This window comes from Faecalicatena contorta, from assembly GCF_022835095.1.
Classification (GTDB): Bacteria; Bacillota; Clostridia; order Lachnospirales; family Lachnospiraceae; genus Faecalicatena; species Faecalicatena contorta.
On record NZ_BQNQ01000001.1, the window covers coordinates 2,006,003 to 2,026,088 of the forward strand.

General features: G+C 45.1%; 18 protein-coding genes. All 18 read left to right on the plus strand.

The genetic code is table 11. From position 1 onward, the window contains the following. The first annotated feature begins 43 nt into the window (after nucleotides 1-43). Nucleotides 44-1,825: a peptidoglycan D,D-transpeptidase FtsI family protein gene (locus MWG26_RS08945; protein WP_025655688.1), complete on the plus strand. Its 1,782-nt coding sequence runs from the start codon at nucleotides 44-46 to the stop codon at nucleotides 1,823-1,825. A 168-nt stretch (nucleotides 1,826-1,993) separates the two neighbouring features. Beyond that, nucleotides 1,994-2,950 (plus strand): phospho-N-acetylmuramoyl-pentapeptide-transferase, encoded by a 957-nt coding sequence (mraY, locus tag MWG26_RS08950; protein WP_025655689.1) that lies wholly within the window; start codon nucleotides 1,994-1,996, stop codon nucleotides 2,948-2,950. Between the two features lie 3 nt (nucleotides 2,951-2,953). Next, nucleotides 2,954-4,315 carry a UDP-N-acetylmuramoyl-L-alanine--D-glutamate ligase gene (gene murD / locus MWG26_RS08955; RefSeq protein ID WP_025655690.1) on the plus strand — a complete coding sequence of 454 codons (1,362 nt, stop codon included), beginning with the start codon at nucleotides 2,954-2,956 and terminating at the stop codon, nucleotides 4,313-4,315. A gap of 14 nt (nucleotides 4,316-4,329) precedes the next feature. After that, nucleotides 4,330-5,415, plus strand: a complete 1,086-nt coding sequence (locus tag MWG26_RS08960; RefSeq protein ID WP_025655691.1) for an FtsW/RodA/SpoVE family cell cycle protein — start codon at nucleotides 4,330-4,332, stop codon at nucleotides 5,413-5,415. Between the two features lie 97 nt (nucleotides 5,416-5,512). Beyond that, nucleotides 5,513-6,502 carry a cell division protein FtsQ/DivIB gene (locus tag MWG26_RS08965; protein ID WP_025655692.1) on the plus strand — a complete coding sequence of 330 codons (990 nt, stop codon included), beginning with the start codon at nucleotides 5,513-5,515 and terminating at the stop codon, nucleotides 6,500-6,502. Nucleotides 6,503-6,773: 271 nt separating this feature from the next. Next, nucleotides 6,774-7,961, plus strand: coding sequence for a cell division protein FtsZ (gene ftsZ / locus MWG26_RS08970; RefSeq protein ID WP_050640910.1), 1,188 nt, complete (start codon nucleotides 6,774-6,776; stop codon nucleotides 7,959-7,961). Between the two features lie 324 nt (nucleotides 7,962-8,285). Then, entirely contained in the window at nucleotides 8,286-9,074 is a 789-nt protein-coding gene (locus MWG26_RS08975) for a sigma-E processing peptidase SpoIIGA (protein ID WP_025655693.1), read from the plus strand. A gap of 1 nt (nucleotide 9,075) precedes the next feature. After that, nucleotides 9,076-9,816, plus strand: coding sequence for an RNA polymerase sporulation sigma factor SigE (gene sigE / locus MWG26_RS08980; RefSeq protein ID WP_025655694.1), 741 nt, complete (start codon nucleotides 9,076-9,078; stop codon nucleotides 9,814-9,816). A 758-nt stretch (nucleotides 9,817-10,574) separates the two neighbouring features. Beyond that, nucleotides 10,575-13,049 (plus strand): pyruvate formate lyase family protein, encoded by a 2,475-nt coding sequence (locus MWG26_RS08985; protein WP_025655695.1) that lies wholly within the window; start codon nucleotides 10,575-10,577, stop codon nucleotides 13,047-13,049. Between the two features lie 43 nt (nucleotides 13,050-13,092). Continuing rightward, nucleotides 13,093-14,040, plus strand: coding sequence for a glycyl-radical enzyme activating protein (locus MWG26_RS08990; RefSeq protein ID WP_044926753.1), 948 nt, complete (start codon nucleotides 13,093-13,095; stop codon nucleotides 14,038-14,040). A gap of 2 nt (nucleotides 14,041-14,042) precedes the next feature. Then, entirely contained in the window at nucleotides 14,043-14,762 is a 720-nt protein-coding gene (locus MWG26_RS08995; protein WP_025655697.1) for a YczE/YyaS/YitT family protein, read from the plus strand. A gap of 125 nt (nucleotides 14,763-14,887) precedes the next feature. Continuing rightward, on the plus strand, nucleotides 14,888-15,484 hold the full coding sequence (locus tag MWG26_RS09000; RefSeq protein WP_117441025.1) for a response regulator transcription factor: 597 nt from the start codon (nucleotides 14,888-14,890) through the stop codon (nucleotides 15,482-15,484). Between the two features lie 26 nt (nucleotides 15,485-15,510). Next, nucleotides 15,511-15,807 (plus strand): hypothetical protein, encoded by a 297-nt coding sequence (locus MWG26_RS09005; protein WP_025655699.1) that lies wholly within the window; start codon nucleotides 15,511-15,513, stop codon nucleotides 15,805-15,807. Nucleotides 15,808-15,823: 16 nt separating this feature from the next. Beyond that, nucleotides 15,824-16,222 carry a pyridoxamine 5'-phosphate oxidase family protein gene (locus MWG26_RS09010; protein WP_025655700.1) on the plus strand — a complete coding sequence of 133 codons (399 nt, stop codon included), beginning with the start codon at nucleotides 15,824-15,826 and terminating at the stop codon, nucleotides 16,220-16,222. Between the two features lie 22 nt (nucleotides 16,223-16,244). Then, nucleotides 16,245-17,618, plus strand: coding sequence for an MATE family efflux transporter (locus tag MWG26_RS09015; protein ID WP_025655701.1), 1,374 nt, complete (start codon nucleotides 16,245-16,247; stop codon nucleotides 17,616-17,618). A 39-nt stretch (nucleotides 17,619-17,657) separates the two neighbouring features. After that, on the plus strand, nucleotides 17,658-18,467 hold the full coding sequence (locus MWG26_RS09020; RefSeq protein ID WP_025655702.1) for a tetratricopeptide repeat protein: 810 nt from the start codon (nucleotides 17,658-17,660) through the stop codon (nucleotides 18,465-18,467). Beyond that, entirely contained in the window at nucleotides 18,464-19,477 is a 1,014-nt protein-coding gene (locus MWG26_RS09025) for a DUF4037 domain-containing protein (RefSeq protein WP_049915585.1), read from the plus strand. The genes MWG26_RS09020 and MWG26_RS09025 overlap by 4 nt, the downstream gene beginning before the upstream one ends. A 5-nt stretch (nucleotides 19,478-19,482) precedes the next feature. Continuing rightward, on the plus strand, nucleotides 19,483-20,085 hold the full coding sequence (locus MWG26_RS09030) for a DUF4125 family protein (protein WP_025655704.1): 603 nt from the start codon (nucleotides 19,483-19,485) through the stop codon (nucleotides 20,083-20,085). Nucleotide 20,086: the final 1 nt, after the last annotated feature.

Sequence of the window (20,086 nt, forward strand, 5' to 3'; positions counted from 1 at the left end):
ATGTAATATGTTATAAAAATGTCTTTTGTAAGGTTATTTATTTATGAAGAACAAAACATATAATAAAAGGAAGATACTTGTCGTATTCTGCTGTGCATCCGTCATTTTGCTGGCACTGATCGGCCGCCTTGTATATCTCATGGTATTCGACGCAGAATACTACCAGAAAAAAGCGGAATCACTTCACGAAAGAGAGCGGGAGATCAAAGCGGCCAGGGGAGAAATCGTGGACAGAAATGGGACAGTGCTTGCCACAAATAAGACGGTCTGTACGATTTCCGTAATACACAATCAGATAGAAGATCCGGAACTGGTAATCCAGACGCTGATGAAAGAGCTGGAGCTGGATGAGGAGACTGTGCGCAAAAGGGTTGAAAAAGTTTCTTCGATGGAAAAAGTAAAAACAAATGTGGCCAAAGAAGTGGGGGACAGAATCCGCAATTATAATCTGGCCGGCGTTAAGGTGGACGAAGATTTTAAGCGTTATTACCCCTACGATGAGATTGCCTCAAAGGTGCTGGGATTTACAGGCGGTGATAACCAGGGAATTATCGGGCTGGAAGTGAAGTATGAAGAGTACCTCAAAGGAATAAATGGGACGATCCTGACTGTGACGGATGCGAGGGGAATCGAACTGGAGGGAATCGCGGAGGACCGGATCGAACCTGTGGCGGGAAATACACTGCAGATAAGCCTGGATTACAATATTCAGTCTTTCTGTGAGCAGGCGGCCCTGAAGGTAAAAGAAGAAAAACAGGCGGACAGCGTTTCCGTGTTGATGATGAATCCCCAGAACGGTGAAATACTGGCAATGGTAAATGTTCCGGAATTTAATCTGAACGAGCCGTATATACTAAATACAGGGACAGATATGGACACGTTGACGGACGAACAGAAACAGGAAGAGCTCAACCGTATGTGGAGAAATGGATGCATCAACGACACATATGAACCAGGTTCTGTATTTAAGATAATTACGGCTTCTGCATGTCTCGAGGAAGGCGTTGTCAGTCTTAGTGATAACTTCTCATGCCCTGGTTACAGAGTCGTGGAGGACAGAAAGATACGCTGTCATAAGGTGGGAGGCCATGGCGCCGAGACCTTTGTACAGGGGATACAGAACTCCTGCAACCCTGTATTTATCGATATCGGGCTCAGGCTCGGTTCCGATAAATTCTATGATTATTTTAAACAGTTCGGCCTCCTTAGCCTGACAAATGTTGACCTGCCGGGAGAGGCTGGAACCATTATGCATAAGAAGGAAGATATCGGTACGGTGGAACTGGCCACAATCTCCTTTGGGCAGTCATTCCAGGTTACGCCGATTCAGCTGGCGACAACAGTCAGTTCCCTTGTAAACGGCGGCAGGAGGGTAACACCGCACTTAGGGATGGCAGTACTGGATAAAGAGGGGAATGAGATCGAAAAATTAAAGTATAAAGAGAAGAAGGGGATTGTGTCTGAGGAGACTTCCGCAACCATGAGGATGCTTCTGGAAAGCGTTGTATCAGAAGGATCAGGTAAGAATGCCTATATCGAAGGCTATACCATCGGCGGCAAGACTGCGACATCACAGACACTGCCCAGAAGCGCTAATAAGTATATTTCATCTTTTTTAGGATTCGCGCCTGCAGAAAATCCACAAGTGCTCTGCATGGTACTGATCAATAACCCGCAGGGCGTGTATTATGGAGGAACAATCGCCGCACCGGTGGTACGCAGCATTTACGATAATGTCCTGCCGTACCTAGGGATAGAAAAAAAGGAAATCGCACAGGATGAGGCAGAAAAGAACGGTACAGGGGAAGAGGATATGGCGGATTAAGCAGAAAAATGAAGGAGTTCTGTGAGGGGACAAGAGAGAGTTTTGGTTGAAAAACAGCAGCCAATGAGGTATACTGAATGAGGTGTTCTGCTGCGGGCCGGGAGGACACGAAAGTAGTTAGAATATGGAGCGAATTTCCGTTAACAAAAGAGATGAAGAGGTGTGTGTATGAGTTATCATTTAGCGATTCCGGTATTGATTTCATTTGTATTGAGTTTACTCATGGGACCAGTGGTAATACCGTTTCTTAGAAAACTGAAGATGGGGCAGACCGAGAGAACGGACGGCGTACAGTCTCATTTGAAAAAAGCAGGTACCCCGACGATGGGCGGTGTCATTATCCTTGGCAGCGTGATCATTACCTCCCTGTTTTATGTGAAGGATTATCCCAATATCATTCCGATTTTGTTTTTAACCATAGGCTTTGGACTGATTGGATTTTTGGATGACTATCTGAAAGTGGTAATGAAACGGTCCGATGGGCTGTATCCGAAACAAAAGATGGCGCTTCAGATTGTGGTGACCGCAATCTTTGCCTACTATATTATAAAGGTCGCAAAGATTCCGCTTACGCTGCTGCTTCCGTTTTCGGGCGGCAGGTACTGGGATATCGGCTGGGTCGCGATCCCGCTTATGTTTATTGCGGTGATTGGAACCGTAAACGGCACAAATTTTACGGACGGCCTGGATGGCCTGGCTTCCAGTGTAACCGTGCTGGTAGCGACATTTTTTACCGTTGTGGCAATTGGAACGAAGAGCGGGGTGGAACCGATTACCTGTGCGGTAGTGGGAGCACTGCTTGGATTCCTTCTATTTAATGTATATCCTGCCAGCGTGTTCATGGGAGATACGGGTTCTCTGGCACTGGGAGGTTTTGTCATTGGAACGGCATATATGATGCAGATGCCGCTGTTTGTTATCATCGTAGGCCTGATTTATCTTATAGAAGTGGCTTCGGTCATGATCCAGGTCACCTATTTTAAAAAGACGGGCGGAAAAAGATTCTTTAAAATGGCGCCGATCCATCATCACTTTGAATTGTGCGGATGGTCTGAGACGAGGGTGGTTGCCGTATTCTCCATTGTGACGGCGATCCTGTGTCTGATCGGGCTGATGGGGGTATAAATCATGGACTTAAAAGAAAAAAATGTACTGGTGTTCGGCTCAGGGATCAGCGGAGTGGCGGCAAGCCGTCTGCTTCTGAAAAAGGGCGCCAACGTGATCCTTTATGACGGCAACGCGTCTCTGGACGAGAAGCGGATAAGGGAAGAAATCCTGGATGGTATAAAAGGCAGCGTTAAAATGATACTTGGGGAGCTTCCGGAAGAGGTTCTGGAGACACTGGATCTCATCGTTATGAGTCCGGGCGTGCCAACGGATCTTCCTGTTGTAGACCGGATGAGAGAAAAGAATATTCCTGTATGGGGCGAGATTGAGCTGGCCTATGTTTCAGGGAAGGGTGATGTGCTTGCCATAACCGGTACCAATGGAAAGACGACCACCACAGCGCTTCTCGGGGAAATCATGAAAAATTACAGGGACAGCACTTTTGTGGTGGGGAATATAGGAAACCCTTATACAGATATTGTTCTGGACACCAGGGCAGATTCGGTGATTGTGGCAGAGATGAGCAGTTTTCAGTTGGAGAGCATACATACCTTCCGTCCGAAAGTAAGTGCTGTTCTCAATATTACGCCGGATCATCTCAACCGGCACCACACGATGGATGCCTATATTGCAGCAAAACTGAATGTAGCGAGAAACCAGACCGGGGAAGATACATGTGTTCTGAACTATGAGGACGAGGTGACAAGAGGTTTTGCGGAAAAAGTGAACGCAAAGGTTCTATATTTCAGCAGCCAGCGTAAACTAGAGAAGGGAATATATCTGGAAGATGGCAGCATTGTCTGCAGTATAGATGGGACACCGGCGGCGGTATGCCATATAGATGAATTGAAGCTTCTGGGCACACATAATCATGAGAATGTAATGGCTGCGGCAGCTATGGCTGCGGCGTATGGAGTGCCGATGGAGATTATTCGGAAGACCGTGAAGGAATTCCCAGGGGTAGAGCATCGGATCGAGTTCGTTGCGGAAAAGAACGGTGTTGCATACTATAACGATTCCAAGGGAACCAATCCGGACGCTGCTATTAAAGGTATTCAGGCGATGAAGCGCCCCACACTGCTGATTGGGGGCGGATATGACAAGGAATCCTCCTATGATGAATGGATTCAGGCCTTTGGCGGCAAAGTAAAAAAACTTGTGCTGCTGGGAGCGACAAGAGAAAAGATTAAGGAGACTGCAGAACGTCTTGGTTTCTGCGATATCATTCTTGCAGATACCTTTGAGGAGGCAGTGGAAACCTGCGTAAAATATGCGCTGCCCGGTGACGCTGTACTTCTGTCGCCTGCATGCGCAAGTTGGGGAATGTTTAAGAATTATGAAGAACGTGGAGATAAATTCAAAGAACTTGTAAATCAGTTATAAGGAGTGAATTTATATTGGAGCGTCCTGCTAAAAAGAAGCGGTATGATTATACACTGCTAATTGTTGTGTTACTTCTGGTGATCATAGGGCTGGTTCTTCTGTACAGCACCAGTGCCTATAATGGGCGGGTAAAATTCCACGATTCTTTTTATTACCTGAAAAAACAGGGATTTGCAACTGCACTGGGATTGGTTGGCATGATGATCGTGGCGAAAATTGACTATCACAAATGGGTACCCCTGGCAGGCCTGGGCTACCTGACGGCGATACTGTTATCGGTTGCAGTTATGTTTATAGGAGACGAGTACAATGGGTCCAAAAGATGGCTGTCTTTAGGGCCTGTTTCATTTCAGCCGTCGGAATTTGCGAAGGTTGCCGTCATTTTGTTTTTGGCCTGCCTGGTTACGAAAAATGCAAAGAAAATGGGGAAACTTACGACGCTCATAAAGGTAATGGTCCCAGTCCTCCCCGTAGTAGGGCTGGTTGGAGCCAGCAACCTCAGTACTGCGATTATTATTATGGGAATTGCAGCGGTACTGATCTTCGTGGCAAGCCCTAAATACGCGCAGTTTGTCTGGATGATCGTGGCCGCCGGTGGATTTATGGGTATCTTTCTGGCATTGGAAAGCTACCGTCTGGAACGGCTGGCCATCTGGAGGAATCCGGAGCTTTATGAAAAGGGTTATCAAACCCTGCAGGGCCTGTATGCCATCGGTTCAGGCGGTCTGTTCGGCAGGGGCCTGGGTGAAAGCGTACAAAAACTGGGATTTCTGCCTGAAGCACAGAACGACATGATATTTTCCATTATATGCGAGGAACTGGGCCTTGTGGGGGCAAGCCTGATTATTCTGCTTTTCCTGATTCTGATCTGGCGTTTTTTTGTCATAGCAACCCGCGCCAAGGATCTGATGGGGGCCCTGATTGCCGCCGGCGCAATGGCGCATATGATGATTCAGGTGATCCTGAATATAGCAGTTGTAACGAATTCGATACCGAATACTGGAATAACGCTTCCCTTTATCAGCTACGGAGGCACATCCGTTATGTTCCTGCTTTTGGAAATGGGGCTTGTGCTGAGTGTTTCCAATCTGATAGAATAGGGCAGAGAATACAAAGCAACTCAAAGGGCATCCCGTAACACATGCCCTTACGGGCGGGTCTGCGGTAAACCGCAGATTATGGTAAGGAGGACGACAGATGAAACGTAAAAAAAAGAGCAGACGTGAAAGATATGAAGAATACGATGACGAGGCATATATAAACGAAGTATTATATAAGGAAGGATACCGTCCGCCGGAGCGTAAAAAGAAAAAACGGCGGGGAGTATTTCTTGGACTGCTGACATTTATTCTTGGTATTGTGATTATTGTATTTGCCTTTCTGCTTCTTTTTCATATACAAAAGATCGAGGTCAAAGGTAACAAGTACTGCACGGAAAATGATGTCATCGGCTGGCTCAGGGAAGACAAGTATGCCGTGAATTCGGTTTACGTCTGGTGGAAGTATAATAAGGCAGATGTGAAACAGCTGCCGGTGGTAGAGTCCTCAAAGATCTCGTTCAGGGCCCCCTGGGCCATACGGGTTACCGTGAAAGAAAAGGAGATAAGCGGTTATATTGACTATAACAACCAGTACCTTTACTTTGACAAAGACGGTACGGCTGTGCTGTCCACTGCGGAGAAGATAGATTCGGCGGCTTATATAGAGGGCATGGAAGTGGATGCTTCTAAGGTGAAGCTGGGCAAGGTTCTGCCGGTTTCCGATAAGAATGTATTTAAGCGTATTGTGGAGATCTCTCAGCTGCTGGTAAAGTATGAGCTCTCGCCGGACCGGATTACCTGCTCGGGAAGCGACCTGAACCTGTATTTTGGCAATGTTGAGGTGTTGCTGGGCAAGACTAATTACGAAGTACGGCTCGCGCAGGTGCCGCCGATTCTGCAGAAACTGACAGAACAGTATCCGGACAAGCAGGGCACCCTGCATCTGGAAAATTATGATGCCGCTGACAAGGCGGTACGTTTCGTGCCAAAAGAAGCCCAGGAAGGTGCACAGACAGATGAACAGGACGACGGGCAGGCGCCGGAAGGGCAGGAAGAGGGACAGGATGACGGACAGAATGCAGCGGAACCACAGGATTCACAGAACCAGGATTCGGCTCCGGAAACAGAAGATCCTCAGGAGCCATAGGGGACAGAATCGGCCAGGGAGTAAGGAAGGGGCGCTGAACTGCGGTACCGGCAACGTGGAAGATGTTTCCAGAACCCCGTAAAAAAAGCCTTCCAGGAGCCTGGCAAAAGAAAATTAAAGGCCCGTGAATTGAATAAAAAAATCAGAAAATACACAAATATCTATTGATTATTTACCGAAAAGACTATATTATATACTTATTGAATTATATCGTTCAAGCATAAGGGATGTATAAAATAATATTAATAGGACGACAAAGGAGGAAATACTCTTGTTAGAAATTAAAACCAACGAATCAGAAGCAGCTGCAAGAATCATTGTTATCGGAGTCGGCGGCGGCGGGAATAACGCAGTAAACCGCATGATCGATGAGCAGATTGCAGGTGTCGAATTTATAGCGATTAATACAGATAAACAGGCACTCCAGTTATGTAAAGCACCAACTTTAATGCAGATAGGCGAGAAGCTCACAAAGGGGCTCGGTGCTGGTGCGCAGCCCGAAGTAGGGGAGAAGGCTGCAGAGGAGAGCTCAGAAGAGATATCTGCCGCACTGAAAGGCGCTGACATGGTATTCGTAACATGTGGTATGGGCGGCGGAACAGGAACAGGAGCAACTCCGGTCGTTGCACGTATCGCAAAAGAACAGGGCGCACTGACGGTAGGTGTTGTTACAAAGCCCTTCCGTTTTGAATCGAAGACCCGTATGGCCAACGCCCTTGCGGGGATTGACAAGTTAAAAGAGAACGTGGATACGCTGATTGTCATTCCGAATGACAAGCTGCTTGAAGTAGTGGACAGAAGAACTACAATGCCGGAAGCCCTGAAGAAGGCGGACGAAGTGCTGCAGCAGGGTATTCAGGGTATTACCGACCTGATCAATGTGCCATCACTGATCAACCTGGACTTCGCGGATATTCAGACCGTCATGAAGGACAAAGGTATCGCACATATCGGTATCGGTGCGGGCCGCGGAGACGACAAGGCACTGGAGGCTGTAAAGCAGGCTGTTGCCAGTCCGCTCCTGGAGACAACCATCCAGGGAGCGTCCCACGTTATTATCAATATTTCAGGAGATATTACGCTCATGGATGCATCCGATGCTGCTGAGTACGTTCAGGAACTCGCAGGAGAGAACGCAAATATCATCTTCGGTGCTATGTATGATGATTCCAGATCCGATGAGGCAACAATTACTGTTATCGCAACCGGCTTACATAACGTAGGCGGCAGCTCTTCCAAGTTAAAAGCAAGACTGGAAGGACAGCAGAAGGTGGGATCGATTCTTCCGTCAGGCGATGTGGTAAGCAGAAGCGCTATTGATCCGGAGCGCAGAACAGCATCTCCGAGACCGGCGGGCAGACCGGCAGGCGGCACAATGCCGACCCTGGATCAGCCGAGAACACCGTCCAGCAAAGTAAAAGAGCAGTCCATTAAGATTCCGGATTTCTTTAAGAAATAAAACCGGACAGGCTGATTACAATAAGAAAAAACAGGCAGGAGCCCCGCGGAGCTCCTGCCTGTTCTTTCTACAGGAAATTCTCAGGGAAACCTCTGCGGAAACCTACCTCATTGGAGTTTAACATTTTTTTAGCGGCTCGTACTGCCCTGTTACTCACCGTGACAGTTCAAACAGGCACAGGAGTCTATTAGATTCTTGTGAGATTGTCGAAACAATTTCTTTTTTTCCCGTCAGTATCTGACAAAATTTCAGTGACATGCAATATATAATAAGTCTTGCTTGAGTGCCAAATCGATTTAGTACCAACGAGAAAGAGGGTGGAACATGTACTATGAATTATACATAGACGTGTTGTTTCTTGTAAATTTTATGATGGATTCCCTTCTGCTTTTGTCAGTGAACCAGGTGCTGAAATGTCCTACCACACGTGGACGCATATTTCTGGGCGGAGCATTGGGGGCATTACTGACATGCGTAGTAACAGTTGTACCGATGCCGGGTGTCATAAAATTAATCATATTCCACGCGGTTATCAATACATTTATGATAAAAACAGGATTAAAGATCAAAGGAAAAAAGCAATTTTGGAAAGCATTTGGTTTATTGTATATCGCAGCATTTCTGTACGGGGGGATTCTGCAGGCATTTCATCCCTATGCGCGCGCGGGAAGCCTGTTTTTTGCGACAGCCGTGGGCAGCTATTATCTGATACGGGGAATCTGGAAATTCCTGATCAGACTGCGGACTCTGCAGGCAAAGATATGTGAGATTACGCTGTATACCAGTGCAGGCGAACAGAAAGTAAAAGCGTTAATTGACACGGGAAACGGTTTGGAGGACAGTGTGTCGAAAGAACCGGTAAGTGTAGTAGATAAAGCTCTGGCAAAATCCATTCTGACAGATGACGACATGAAAAACGGTTTCCATTACATACCATACCGTACAGTCGGAAAGGAAAGTATTATGCCGGTTTTCAGAATTCGGAAAATGTGTATTCATCTGGAGGGAGAACGGTGGATCGAGAGGCCGGTCATAGGCGTTTGCGAAGAGCATGTTTCAGAAGAAGAGGAATATCAGATGATTTTAAATCCTGACTTATTAGGAGGCATATAAAATGGTTGTAAAAGTAGCAGTACCCCAGCAGTTTAAACTGAAAGTAATACCAGACATCAGAAGCATTTTCTTCCCTAACCACAAAGAAATACATTATATTGGAGGATCCGAGGTGCTGCCGGCCCCGCTGGAGACAGAACGGGAAACAGAGGTGATAGAACATCTCGGTTCCGAGTATGACCAGGAAGCCAAAAAGCTTCTGATCGAGCACAACCTTCGTCTGGTCGTTTACATAGCTAAAAAGTTCGACAATACAGGAGTCGGAGTGGAAGATCTGATTTCCATAGGGACGATCGGTCTGATTAAGGCCATCAATACATTTAACCCTACGAAGAAAATCAAGCTGGCCACCTACGCATCCAGGTGCATTGAAAATGAGATCCTCATGTACCTGCGCAGAAACAGCAAAACCAAGATGGAGGTATCCATAGATGAGCCTCTTAACGTAGATTGGGACGGTAATGAACTTCTGCTGTCGGACATTCTCGGTACGGACGAGGATACCATATATAAGGATCTGGAAAACGAGGCGGAAAGAAAACTTCTAATCAAGGCCATCAATAAGCTGTCCAGCAGGGAAAAGCTGATCGTAAAAATGCGTTTTGGACTCGATAACCCGGAAGGCGAGGAAAAGACACAGAAAGAGGTGGCAGATCTGCTTGGAATATCACAGTCCTATATCTCACGGCTTGAGAAAAAAATCATGCAGCGACTGAAACGCGAGATGGTGCGGTATGAATAAAAGCCGGCAGGATGAGGTTGGCGTTCCGCCGCAGGGGATACAAATGTGGTCATCTGCCGTGCTTCAGGGAAATGGGGAAGCGGCTAAATAAAATTTCAGGTGAAATAGCGGACAGCGTAGACACCAGGAGCTGTCGGGAGATGAAATCCATATACGAGATATTGTTGCAGACCATATGTCTAAACAGCAATATATAGTATATATAATTCATTTTCCGATCCCCCCTGCGGGTCTGCTCATTTTCCGAACTTGTGGTTCAGAAAATGGTCCGTATTTCACCTGAAATTTTATTGAAGCCGCTTATCCCATATTCCTGAACGCCCGGCAGATGACCAAATTCGTATCCCCTGCGGCTGCTTGCATCCAGGCGGGGCTTTTATTTTGGGAAGCCTTACCAGGAGGAGAGGCGGATGTGGAATGGGAGATTGGTGTAGTGTCCGAGCGGGACAGGCAATCTGGTGTGACAGCTATTGATGCCGCGTGTTATTTTGGAGGGGGACGGAGCTGGGGGATGTGCAAATTTTACTGGTATTGCTTGATTTTTTAGCGTAATATGTATAATATTTAAGTATATGGACCTGCAAGTGTACTTTGGTGGATTTATTTGTGTAAAATTGACAAAACATTTTCGCGGGATTATTGTTTTCCGGCGATATACACAAAAAAAGTAGCCGAAAGTAGTATGGTGAAAAACTAGATATTCGTTTATTATTAAGTTAGTTAGAAACGTATTAACATTTTCAAAAGGAGGTAGACGAATGTCTAGAAAGATCAAACTTAATTACACAAAGAGGGATGATTTAACACCGAGATTGAAAGCGGCAAAGGAAAAATTATTTGCTACAGAGCCACACATTGATACTCGTAAACTTATTATCGAGACTGATATTTATCAGAAATACGGCTTTACGAAGAGCCCGAACATGCTGAAAGCTATGGTATTTGATCGCTTAAGCCGCGAGAAAAAGGTATGGATTGATGACAATCCGATCTGTGGACATCTGACAGACTATACATACGGAAGTTATTTCCAGCCGTTCAGAGAGTTTGAGTGGGCAATCGACCGCGATGAATTTGCTTTCCAGAGAGGTTCAGCTATCGCAACAGAAGAAGAAAAAGAGATCATCAGAAAATGTGGTGAGTTCTGGGTAGGAAATGCAGTTAAAGACCGTGTTCGTCCGATCATTAAGGATCGTTACGGACTTGATGTTCAGGAACTGATTGATGTTGGTGTAGGCCTTAACTTTGACGATGATATGGGTACAACAACATTCCCGGATCACGATACTGTTATCAACGAAGGTTTGAATTCAATTATTGCAAAATGTAAAGACTATCAGTCAAGATTGAAAATATGGAATGTTGACCGTCCGGATCCATTAGCTGGTGAAGTTCCTGATGAAAACACATTCAATGAATCAACGATTCCGATGCCTGACTATAAGAAATGGGAATTCTACGAGGCTTGTATTATTTCTTGTGAAGCTTTGATCCATCAGGCACATCGTTATGCAGACGCAGCAAGAGAAGCAGCAGCAGTTGAAACTGATCCTGCACGTAAGGCTGAGTTAGAAGAAATGGCTGAGACATGCGATTGGGTACCAGGCAATCCTGCACGTACATTCAAAGAAGCAATCCAGGCACTGTGGTTCATTACCATGGGCGGATGGCAGAACCTGTGTATGACAGTTGACCATGCACCGCTTCGTTTTCCACAGTATATGTATCGCTGCTATAGAGATGATATTGATGCTGGACGTATCACAGACGACGAAGTTATCGACTTAATCCAGTTCTGGTTCCTGAAAGTTAATACACAGAACTTCGTTATGTCACCTGAGCTTGCTCTGTGGAACTCAAGCCGTATCGCTCAGCAGCTGACCATCGGCGGACTTGATCCGAAGACTGGTGAAGACGCTACAAATGAACTTGATTATCTGGTTGTAGAAGCACAGCGCCGTGCACAGTGTCCGGAACCGCTTCTCGCTTGTATGTATCATAATAAATTATCACACAGGTTCCTTGTTAAATGTGCTGAACTTGTTGCAACAGGTATTGGACAGCCATCATTCCATGGCCAGGAAGTTGCTATGAAACGTCGTCTGCTCCATGAGCACGGCCCAATCGAAGATATCCGTAACCAGGCTGTTTCAGGTTGTGTACAGTCCGTTATTCCAGGCTATACGGATGGCGCATGGGAAGCTCGTTTCAATATGTACAAACCGCTTGAATTCATGCTTTCAAATGGTGTTGACTTCAAGAGCGGCAAACGCATTGGACCAGCTTACGGTGATCCTTGCGAGTGCGAGACATGGGATGACTTCTATGCTCAGCTGCTCAAATATTATGAATACTGGGAGATCATCTGCCGCGACATTTCTACATTAGAGTGGAACGTTATGAGAGACTTCCCGTGTCCGCTGCTTTCCGCAGTTACATATGACTGCCTTGCAAGAGGTATGGACGTTGTAGACGGTGGCGCTAGATACAACTGGGGTGATGGAATCTGTATCTCTGGTAATGTTGATACAACAAACTGTCTGGCAGCAATTAAGAAACTCGTTTATGATGACAAAACAATCACCATGAAACAGCTTGTTGAAGCAGTTGCAGCTAACTGGGAAGGATATGAAGATATCCAGAGCATGTGTAAGAAAGCTCCGAAGTATGGCAACGATATTGATTATGTAGATTCGCTTGGACGTCAGTTACATGCTGATTTCGCTGAAATCCATAACCGCAGACCTGACTACATGGGGCGTCCGACAATTACACCTTCTGCATACTCAGTAACAGGACATTATCCGTTTGGTATGAGAAGCTGGGCTTCACCGGATGGAAGAAAAGCAGGCGAGACATTTACGGATGCTACACTTTCCGCTACACCTGGAACAGATACAAGTGGACCGACAGCAGTTATCCACTCTGCAGTTAAACTGATTGACCCGGTAGTTTATGGATCTACTCACTTTAACATGAAGTTCCACCCAACAGCCCTGACCGGTAAAGAGAATATCGACAAATTCCTGACTCTTCTGAAGACATACTTCGATGAAGGCGGATACCAGATACAGTTCAACTGTGTAACACAGGAAAAACTGTTGGCAGCAAAGGCAAATCCGGAAGAGAACAAAGACCTCATCGTACGTGTTGCAGGATTCAGTGCTTACTTCGTAACACTGGCAGATGCTGTACAGGATGAGATTATTGCACGTACCAGCCAGACATGGTAATGCTTTGATTACAATGTTTGAGTAAATAATAGGGAGAGAGATTATGAGTGATTTAACAGCCCTTGTATTTAATATCCAGGGATTTTCTATCCAGGACGGTCCTGGTGTAAGGACAACCGTATTTTTAAAGGGATGCCCGCTGAGCTGTCAATGGTGTGCAAATCCGGAGTCACAGGTTTTTAGATCCGATATTATCCATGTCCCTAGCACTTGTGTACATTGTTATCGTTGTGTAAACTTTTGCACCAAAGGTGCGGTTAAGCTGCCGGAGAAGATGGGGGATAACCCAATCTTTGATCACGATGTCTGCGTTACATGCGAAGATCAAGACGTTTGTGAACATTCCTGCTATGAAGGAGCACTTGAGAAAGTCGGTAAACCGATGACTGTTGATGAGGTAATGGATGTAATCTTACATGATGAACCATTCTTTGTTAATGGAGGAGGTATTACCGTCTCCGGTGGCGAACCTTTGATGCATCCAGAATTTCTAGAAGAACTTTTTAGTGAATGTCAGGACAATTATATCCATACAGCTATAGAGACATGTGGATATGTGGCATGGGATAAATTTGAACCTGTATTAAGATATACGGATCTGGCTCTCTATGATGTGAAGCATATGGATCCGGTAGCCCACAAGGAACTGACAGGAGTATCCAATGAATTGATTCTGGATAATCTTCGTAAAATTATGGATGAGACGAATACAGAAGTAATCATTCGCATCCCGGTTATTCCGGGTGCGAATGATACAAACGAAAACATGGACGCGACTGCTAGGTATGCGAAAGAGATAGGTGCCAGAGAGATTCATATCCTGCCCTATCACCGTATGGGAATGGGCAAGTACACAGGTCTCGGACGGGAATATCCATTGGGAGAAGAGGTGGAATCCCCATCAGATGAGCGTATGGAGGTTATCCGTGACATTTTTAGGTCTTATGGCCTGATTTGTAAGATAGGCGGAACTGAAAAGGGGGACTCCTAATAATGAGTAAAGTAAAGTTTTTGGGCAAGCCAATGAGTATTAAGCGCTTGCTGACCTATGTGATTGGTTTGTGGATTATGAGTCTCGGTATTGCATTTGCCGTAAATTCTAATTTTGGTGTTTCACCAGTCACAACGTTGCCTTATGTAGTCGGCAGAATCCTGAATATCAGCGTTGGTACAGGAACATGGATTGCATATGGATGCTATATTATCATTGAAGCAATAGTTTATCGTAAGGAATTTAAAGCTGTTTATATTCTGCAGTTCCCGGCAGCTGTTATGTTTGGGTATTTTACAGACTTCAGTAAGTGGTTGATTTCTCCGCTTGGAACACCGGATAAATGGTATATCCAGTTAGTATTCGTAATTGTTGGTGTTATTATCCTTGGATTAGGATTGATGGCATATTTGGAAGCAGATATTATGGCTATTCCGCCTGATGCTTTGGCGGTTGCATTTGCTTGGCTGGTTAAGAAACCTTTGGGCAATGTAAAGAGAATTTTTGATTTATGTATTGTTGCAACGTCGTTGATTCTTTCTTTAGTATTTCTGCACAGCTATCAGGGCATTTGGATTGGAACAATTATCGCAGCTCTGGGTGTAGGAACGATGCTTAATTTCTGGAGAAAAATACTCCTTAGTAAGATAAAAGTATTCTTATGGGGAAAACAGCCGGTAGCTGAACCAAAATTAGACGAAGCACCGGCGGCAGCAAAATAATTTAAAAATGGCAGTGAGGGGTTATCACTTGGGGGAGAGATTTTCCGCCACTGAGGTAGCCCCCCACGTGTTGGATGAGATGTGACTTCTATTTAATCTGGATTTAATGGGAGAGAGGAACGTGTATGTTTTTAATTGCACATAATCAGATAATGTTACCAAAGCGTTATTTTAGCGATATTGTGCCGGCAGTTGAAGAACTGTCAAGCACGGTAGGTGCTGTATTTCTCAATAAACTGATTTTAGATGAAAGTAATAGACCAGTTGAGTTTAATCAGGCGATTTTTTCCGAGAAACCACTAACCCGTATCGTTACGATGCATTTTCAGAATGGAGATATGTTCGATCAGTTCTGGGATGCAAGAGAACGACAGGATTTATGGCTTATTGGGAAAAATTATGCCTATTTTTGTGATACGATCATGGAAACCGGCAGCACAGAAGCATCGAGAATTATTAAGCCAATACCAGAAAAAGAATCAGACATGGAAATATTAAAAGGACATGGACTTACGGAACGCGAGGCGGAAGTTATGTATTGGCTCTGCCAGGGCAAGAGTAATGGTGATATTGCCTACATACTGAATCTGAGTGTTAGTACAGTCAAAAAACATCTTTCTAATATATTTGACAGCATGGGAGTACGAAGCCGGTCTGCAGCAGTGGCACTAGCACTGGAAATGGTTGGTTCTCAGAAATCCAAAATTCATCTTGTATTTTAAAGAGATTTCGAAAAGGAGGACAGTGTATGATTAAGATAACCAAAGAAGGGAAGAAGATGTTGGAGACAACTTTTGGATCCAAAGGACAGACAAAATTTAAAATCCAGCATATCAAACCTACTTGCAATGCATGCCGGGATGAGCTTCGACTTGTTCCTGGTTCGTCGGAACCGAACGATGTGATTTCGATGGAATCCGGGTATGTTTTTTTTGTTGACAAAGATCTTATGCAGCTTGCGGAGATTATAACAATAGATGCGGCGGGGGATATACCAGTTCTGACAACTCGCAAATCTATTGATCTTCGTGAAAGAAATTTTTAATTTTGGAGGATTAGTTATGGAAAAAAAGGAATTAAATCAAAAGATACTGAAGTTTATAAGTGAGGCAGGTTTCTTCTTCTTTGCTACAACGGAAGATGGAATGCCAAGGGTTCGGCCTCTTGCATACATTGAGGAGATAAAAGATGAGCTGATTATTGCGATCAGTACAACAAAGGCCATGGCGAAGCAGATAGATGCCAAACCTGATTTTGAGATTTGCGCCAGCACACCGGAGACATGGCTGCGTATTAAGGGGACAGCACAGTCGGTGACTGACAAAGACGTCATTGCGAAGGCTATGGAATGCCCAGTTGTAAAAGCAACTTATACGGAAGAGACTGTTGGGGCACGTTACCTGGTTCTTGACAGTGTGGAATATTTTTCTCTGACGGGTGAATACAGCCGCTGGAAATGATTTCGGAAAGGAAGTCTTCTAAATGGCAAAAGAAGTGAACAAGGAAGTATTTGAGGTACTTCCTGTACCGCAGGCAGTGGCTAAATTTGTTCTTCCTTCGCTTGCCAGTACACTCATTACAATTATCTACAGCCTGGCGGACACACTTTTTGTCGGTATGTTAAATAATCCTTCGCAGCTCGCAGGACTTACAGTGGCATTTCCGTACTATCAGTTCCTGAATGCGTTCTCAAGCCTTTGGGGAGTTGGTACGAACAGCGTCATGTCACGTGCGCTTGGAGAAAAGGACTATGACCGGGTATCAAAAGCCTCTTCTCATGGGTTCTGGGGCAGCCTTGTATTTATGGCTGTGATATGCGTCATATTCCAAATACTGGAGAAACCGCTTCTTTACGTGGCAGGAGCCAGCGCACAGTCTTATGATTCGGCATCTGTATACATGCTGATCGTGTTTGTTATAGGCGGCATTCCTACTGTACTTTCTATCGTTATGAGCAATCTTCTGCGTGCAGAAGGACATGCAAAGTCAGCAAGCAGCGGGCTTATGCTGGGAGGCCTGTTAAACTGTATCCTTGATCCGATCTTTATCTTCGGAGCAGATATGGGAGTTGCAGGTGCGGCTGTGGCCACACTGATTTCTAACTGTGTATCGCTGATTTTCCTGATCATTGTTTATATCCGGATACGTGAGACTTCTTATATAACATTGAAACCATTCCCGGGTGGTGTGTCCTGGAAGCTGATAAAAGATGTGATACTGGTTGGGCTGCCGTCAGGCTGTTTGACCGTACTCGGTGCTACAGGATGTATCATACAGACCTCACTTTATTCTTTGTATGGCGATGCAGCAGTAGCAGGCTGGGGCGTTGTTAATCGTATCAGTTTTATTTCCATTTATACAGTTCATGGCGTAGCACAGGGAGTACTGCCTCTGATCGGTTACAATTACGGAGCCAAGAACTTTAAGCGTGTACGGAGTGTTAACAAATGTGCGTTCCTTATCACGGAAGTACTTGCTTGGGCAATTATGATACTTTCTCTGATATTCAGCGCAGGTATCATTAAGATATTCATCAATGATGTAGCAACAATAGAGGCTGGTGTCCAGATTATGCGTAAATATATGCTCTGTACACCGTTTATGGCAATTGTACTGCTGGTAAGTACACTCTGCCAGGCCGTGGGGAAATGGCAATATTCACTGATTATGCTCGCGATTCGGCAGCTTGTATTCAATATTCCGATCACATTCCTTTTAAATTCTCTTTTTGCTATGAAGGGTGTGGCAAGCGGCCAGCCAACTACAGAGTTAATTTGTTTTATCGGAGCATTGTTCGTATATCATAGATGTTTCTATCGAGCTATGAACAGAGAGGAATTGCTAAGTAAAAAGTAAGCTGAATATATAGCTTATGATATAAAGGGAGGAAGAAGGATGGTAATTAAAGAGATACTTGAAAAATCTGATGCATTATTTGCCGAAGGAAAACACCAGGAGGCGGCAGCATTTCTTGAAGGAAAGGCTGTTCTGGCACAGAATCAGGATGAATGGAAGGTGGAGCTTTCCATCATCAATGAATTGATGGGGTATTACCGCGGCATAAGCCAGCTCAGTAAAGCATGGGACTACGCATTCAGGGCAATACAGATTACCGAAGAGAATGCGGTAGGAGACAGTGCAGAAGGAATTACTACTTATCTGAATGTAGCGAATGTCTATCGGGCTGCCGGCAAGCCAAAGGAAGCATTATCACTTTATCAGCAGGTGGAAGAGACTTACAGCAAACAGGGAGTGGAAAAAGAGTACCGTGGAGGCGCCTTATATAATAATATGTCAGTGGCATATTTGGAGCTCGGAAAAAGTGAAGATGCCGTGCGGTATTGTGAAAAAGCGATCGACGTGCTGAAGACGATTCCGGAAGTTTGGGATGAGTGTGCAGCTGCTTACAGCAATCTGGCCGGTGTGTTATTAAGAAGTGAAGTGCCTGATGTTGCAAAGGCGGATGCATGTGTAGACGAAGCATTGAAGCTTTTTGAGGGAAAGGGAGATAGTGCTCATTATTGCAGTGTATTGGCCATGAAGGCGTATATTGCTTATCTGAAGAAGGATCTGCAGGAATCGCTGGACATGTACGAGAAGGCAATGAATGAGACAATGAAGTATTATGGTAAAAATGCAGACTATGAGCGTCTGGAGCGGAATTATAAGGGCGTTCAGGCTTTGCTGAACGGAGAAAAAAAATGATGAGCCAGTTGAGCGGATTAGAAGGTGAGATGAAAGGTCTGGATTTGTCACGGGAATATTATGAAAATGTCGGCAAACCCATTTTGATGGAATTATTTCCCGAGTATATGGAAAAAGCGGCGGTCGGTCTAGTTGGAGAAGGGTCAGAGTGCTTTGGTTTTGACGATCAGATTTCCATGGACCATGATTATGGACCGTCTTTTTGTGTATGGTTTCCAAGAAATATATATACCGAGGTCAGGGAGAGCATGTCCGAGATCTATGATGCACTTCCGAAAGAATACAAAGGTGTCAGCGCAAACTTGATTAGAGAGCAGTCTGCAGGGCGCCGGGGAATTCTGGAGATTGAGGGCTTTTATCAAAAATTTCTCACCCGGGATATAGTCCCGGAAAACTTGACAGACTGGCTCAGGATTCCAGAGCATTATTTTGCTGTAGCGACAAACGGAGAGGTGTTCGAGGATAATCTGGGCATGTTTAGTGAAATACGTGAGAAGCTTCTCAATTATTATCCTGAAGACATCAGGCTGAAAAAGATTGCAGCCTGTGCAGTCAAGATGGCGCATTCCGGACAGTGCAATTATGCACGTATGATGTGGAGGCACGATGTTGTGGCAGCAAAATTTGCTCTGGACGAATTCATGAGAAATGCCATATCTCTGGTGTTTCTTCTGAATCGTGTTTATTGTCCATATTATAAATGGATGTGGAGAGGCATGGAACAACTGCCAAAGCTTGGCAAGGTCAAAGATCTTTTGAAGAATATGGCGGCTGGGGCTTTGGACGTTAGTCACTGGGATTCGGGTAAATGGAAAGAGTGCCGGTATAAACTGAACAGGGAAGATCCGATGGTTGATATGGTGGAGCAGATAGCGGATTTGGTAAGAGAAGAACTGTGGAGCCAGGGGATAAGCAGCAGTACATCGGACTATCTCGAGGAACATGCCTATGCAGTGATGACCCGTATCCAGGATAAGCGGATTCGGTCATTACCGGTACTTATGGGGTAAAAATTATGAGTAATATAAGAGAAATAGTCGAAGAGGAATGGAGACAGTTTCAAAAGGTAAACAATCAGGGCGGAAGGGCATCCTGCCAGGATGACTGGAAAACCTTCTATATCATGAGAAAAAGTCAGTTCCTTGTTTGGCCGCAGGAGATATTGGACAGTTATTACGATGATTTGTGCAAAGCCCGTGAAGAGGGCAGGAATCTGTTGTTTGCAAAGTATGCGTATATGATGGAAAGTACGGCGCCTGAAGAGTTTGAAAAATTAAAAAAAGTTCTCCCCGTAATTTCTGATGAGCGGAAAATGCGCGTGGATGAAACGGTTGCTGCACATGTAAAATGGGCGGAAGAATTTGAGCAGGAACATCCTGAATACGCACGGCGGGGACGTCCTATCCGTGCATGTCAGGAGGCGCCGGGCCAAACCTCTATAGAGACGTATCAAAGAGGGGAATTGTATTCCTACGGTGAAAACACGGAAAAGCTGTATTCTCAATATGTTCAGGAGTGCGTTGCTCAGAATAGAAACCTGGCGTCTCTTATTCGAGAGAACACAACACGGATGTACGGGTATGAGTCAATTTCTGATATAGAAAAGAGAATGGAATAGC